The 3929-nt window shown below is 63.6% G+C and carries 3 protein-coding genes; 2 read left to right on the forward strand and 1 reads right to left on the reverse strand.

Going from position 1 to position 3929, the window contains the following annotated elements; all coding sequences use genetic code 11:
* On the forward strand, positions 1-1589 hold a 1589-nt coding region (locus tag JYJ84_RS30535; RefSeq protein WP_205189881.1), incomplete at its 5' end, for a sulfatase-like hydrolase/transferase.
* A 685-nt stretch (positions 1590-2274) separates the two neighbouring features.
* Here the strand turns inward: JYJ84_RS30535 and JYJ84_RS30540 are convergent.
* On the reverse strand, positions 2275-3219 hold the full coding sequence (locus JYJ84_RS30540) for a LysR substrate-binding domain-containing protein (RefSeq protein WP_175223529.1): 945 nt from the start codon (positions 3217-3219) through the stop codon (positions 2275-2277).
* A 219-nt stretch (positions 3220-3438) separates the two neighbouring features.
* Between JYJ84_RS30540 and JYJ84_RS30545 the strand changes: the two genes are divergently transcribed.
* Positions 3439-3929: LysR family transcriptional regulator (locus JYJ84_RS30545; protein ID WP_205189882.1), on the forward strand; the 491-nt coding region annotated here is incomplete at its 3' end.

Here is a 3929-nt window from a genome sequence, read left to right on the forward strand (position 1 = left end):
GGTGGCCGTTTCCGGTGCCGGGCCGCGAACGCCTGCGCCGCGAAGGCATCACGTTCGACAATCACCAGATCGCCGCATGCGTGTGTACGCCGTCGCGTTCGACGATCTATACGGGGCAGCACATCCAGCACACGCGAATGTTCGACAACTGCGGGATTCCGTGGCAGGCCGATATGTCGACCGACATCCGCACGATCGGCCACATGATGAAGGACGCCGGCTACCACGCGACCTATCTCGGCAAGTGGCACCTGTCGAACAAATTCCACCACAACCACTCGCCGTACGACGTGCCGGTCGCCGAGTACAACAGCGTGATGAAGTCGTACGGCTTCGACGACTATGTCGGCGTGGGCGACCTGATCGGGCTCGTGCGCGGCGGCTACACGTATGACGGAATGACGGCCGCGTCCACGGTGTCGTGGTTGCGCAGCCGCGCCGAACAGCTCGACGGCGAGCACAAGCCGTGGTTCCTGGCGGTCAACCTCGTCAATCCGCACGATGCGATGTTTCTGAACACCGATCCGCCGGGCGGCAACCAGCAGAACGTGAAACGGCCGATGCTCGGCAATGCGCGCGCGCCGCGCGACGCGATCTACGACGCGCACTGGAACGTCCCGCTTGCACCGACGCACGGCCAGCCGTACGACGCGCCGGGCCGCCCGGCCGCGCACGGGGTGTACAACAGCGCGGAAGGCGTGCTGGTCGGCGATTACGCGCTCGACGCGACACGGCTGAAGGTCTACCAGGACTACTATTTCAATTGCATCCGCGATTGCGACACGCACGTGGTCCGCATCCTCGACGCGCTTCGCGAGCTCGGGCTCGACCAGAACACGATCGTCGTGATGAGCTCGGATCACGGCGATCACGTCGGCGCGCACAAGCTGGTCGGCAAGGGGCCGACCGCGTATCGCGAACAGAACAACGTGCCGCTGGTGATTCGTCATCCGGCCTATCCGGGCGGCAAGCGCTGCCAGGCGCTGACGTCGCATATCGACGTGACGCCGACGCTGCTCGGCCTGACCGGGCTCGACGCGGCCGCTATCGCGAAGATCGCCGGCAGCGCGGTGCGCGGCAACAACCTCGCGCCGCTGCTGCGGGAGCCCGAGCGCCATGCGCCGGACGCGGTGCGATCGGCGGCGCTGTTCAATTACGCGATGCTGCTGTTCTACGACAGCGAATGGCTCGCGCAGGAGGTCGGCGTGCTGCGCGACAGAGGCTTGCCACCCGACGAGTTGCAGCGGCGCGTCGCACAGTATCAGCCCGATTACCGGCATCGTGGCATGATTCGCAGCGTGTACGACGGTCGTTATCGCTTCTCGCGGTATTTCTCGGCGACGAATTTCAACCGGCCGGATTCGCTCGAGACGCTGTTCGTGAACAATGATGTCGAACTTTTCGATCTGCACGACGATCCGCATGAGCAGCACAACCTCGCACTCGCGCCGAAGGCGAACGGCGAGCTGCTGCTCGCGATGAACGCGAAGCTGTCGGCGAGCCTCGACGCCGAAGTCGGCGATGATCGGGCCGACATCCTGCCGATTCGCGACGGCCGTGTTCAGTTCAACTTCGGCCGGCACGCGTGACCGTGTAGCCCGTCTCGCACGCACCGGCGCCGCTACCTGGCGCCGGTGGGGATGCGTCATGCGGGTGAGTAAGCCATCCCCCTCGTCCTCTTCATCCTCATTCGGGCTCGTCGGCGCGTTCGCGTCTGTTCGCCCGTCGTCGTGCTCGCCGACCGATGCGGTGCTTGATTGCATGGCTGCCAACTGGCTCCGACACCGAATCCCGGCCGGCGGCGCCCTTGCCGGCCGCTTCGGCTTGCAGAAACGGCGAAGCGTGACAGGCCGGTGCATTGACGGTTGTCTTGGCGTTGTTCGCTGACTCGTCGAGTAACGCCACCTCCTCGTCAACCGCTTTTCGGGTAACAATTTTCGCGGTCAGACAATGCGGCCGTCGGTTTATGCCATCTTGGCCGCGCTTCGTTGAGGATGCCGAGACTTGCGGCACCAGTCGCCCCTCTCGGAGCCGGCACCACGAAGGAATAATTCTCTACTCACCGTCAGCAAACTATTGCGTTTCTGCGCGCTCGCCGGCCTCTGTCCGATAGTTGATGGGCGGGAACAACATTGCTTGGACCGACGGTTGCAAAAGGAGTTGGAAGGCACGCGGTGCATGCTGGAATCGAACGGCCGGAAGCATGCCAATAGACTCCGGCAGTTGCCGGGCTTTCAGGCGTTCCACCGTCGGGCTCGACAGGAGAAGGAGACTTCACTCGATCGGCAGGTAACGTCCTTCGCTTGCCAACCGTTCGAATTCCTTTGCCAGGAAATCCAGCATCTCGCGCACCGCTGGCCGCATACCTTGGCGCGAAGCGAATGCGGCTTGCACGATGCCTGCAGGGGGTGCCCAACCGGGCAGCACTTCGACCAGTTGGCGATCGATTAGCGCCGAATGCACCAGCTCGCGCGGCAGTGACGCGCAACCGACGCCCGCCAGCGCCGCAGACAATAGCGAGCCGACGTCGTTGGCCACCAGGCGGGGCGTGTGCTGCACTTCGGCGTGCTCGCCAGCCGGGCCTATCAGCGTCCAATAGCTTTCGTCCGTCGAATTGCCCAAGCCCAGCGTGGGTAGACGTTCCAGGTCTGCCGGGATTGTGGGTGGAGCGACGCTGGTCATCAGCTCGGGCGCGGCCACTAGCACGTGTGAGCTGCGCGCCAGCGGCTTGACGATTTCGTCGGCATGCGTGGTTCGCATGGTGCCGTCTGGCGCGGCAAATCGGACGCGCAGCGCCACATCGACACCGTCGTGCCAAAGATCGACCTTGCGATTGGTCGATTCGACGCGAACCACGACATCGGGCCAGGTGCACAGGAATTTCGCCAGCATGTCAGCCACAGCGTTTTGCAGCAATGCAGGCGGGCATGAAAGGCGGACAGGGCCGCGCGGCGCGGCGGTGTACTCAGCGGAAAGGGCCAGAGCAGCCTCGGCTTCGGCCAGCATGGCGCGCGCATGTTGCAGGGTGCGCTGCCCGATCTCGGTCACGGCGAATCGCCGTGTGCTGCGCTGGATCAGCCGTATCCCCATTCTAGCCTCCAGCTCGGCGACTCGGCGGCTGAGCTTGGACTTGGGGATTCCGGTGGCGCGCTCGGCGGCGGCGAAGCCGCCATGCTCGGCAGCCTGGACGAAATACGCGAGGTCGCTGAGATCTTCCATACCGTCATTGTCCTATAAATGGGATTCTGGAGGGTATTTTGGCATCTTTTTCCAGATTGGGTCTGTCGCTACGATTAATGCATGCGCTCACAGTTCACCCAACTTCACACTTGAAATGAAAAGAGTCCTTGGAATTCACGGTAACCCCAATGCGCATTGGGGCAGCGACGGCTTTCCGGTGCGCTCCGTCCAGTCGACCGCGCAGGGGAATCCGGATAAATGGACCAACTTCAATCGATTCGGGCATTCGTGACGGTGGCAAGGGAAGGTGGGTTTCGCCGGGCGGCAACCCGGCTGCGCGTGTCGACGACGATGGTGAGCCGGCTGGTCGATGCGCTCGAGACGCGCCTTGGTGCACGCCTGCTTCAACGCAGCACCTGCCACCAGTCGCTGACGGAAATCGGCGAGCTGTACCTCGCGCGCGTCAAGCGGATTCTCGATGCGATCGACGACATCGACGGCCGTTTCGTGGCGATGGGCAGCAAGCCTGAAGGCGCATTGCGCATCGCCGCGCCGGTCGCGTTCGGGCTCAGCCAGTTGAGCGCGTTGCTCGATCGCTTTGTGAACCGGTTTCCTGACGTGCGGCCGACCGTGACGCTGACCGATGCGCATGTCGACCTGACATCCGAAGACATCGATGTTGCGTTCCTGACCGACGGCATGCCGGTTACAGGTGCGCATGTGCTGCACACGCTGGCCGCATACGAATC

The organism is Burkholderia sp. LMG 13014, assembly GCF_905232215.1.
Taxonomy (GTDB): domain Bacteria; phylum Pseudomonadota; class Gammaproteobacteria; order Burkholderiales; family Burkholderiaceae; genus Burkholderia.

Bases quoted from the DNA above. Each gene is read 5' to 3' on its own strand.
- JYJ84_RS30540 (WP_175223529.1), bottom strand. From the start codon at position 3,219: ATGGAAGATCTCAGCGACCTCGCGTATTTCGTCCAGGCTGCCGAGCAT.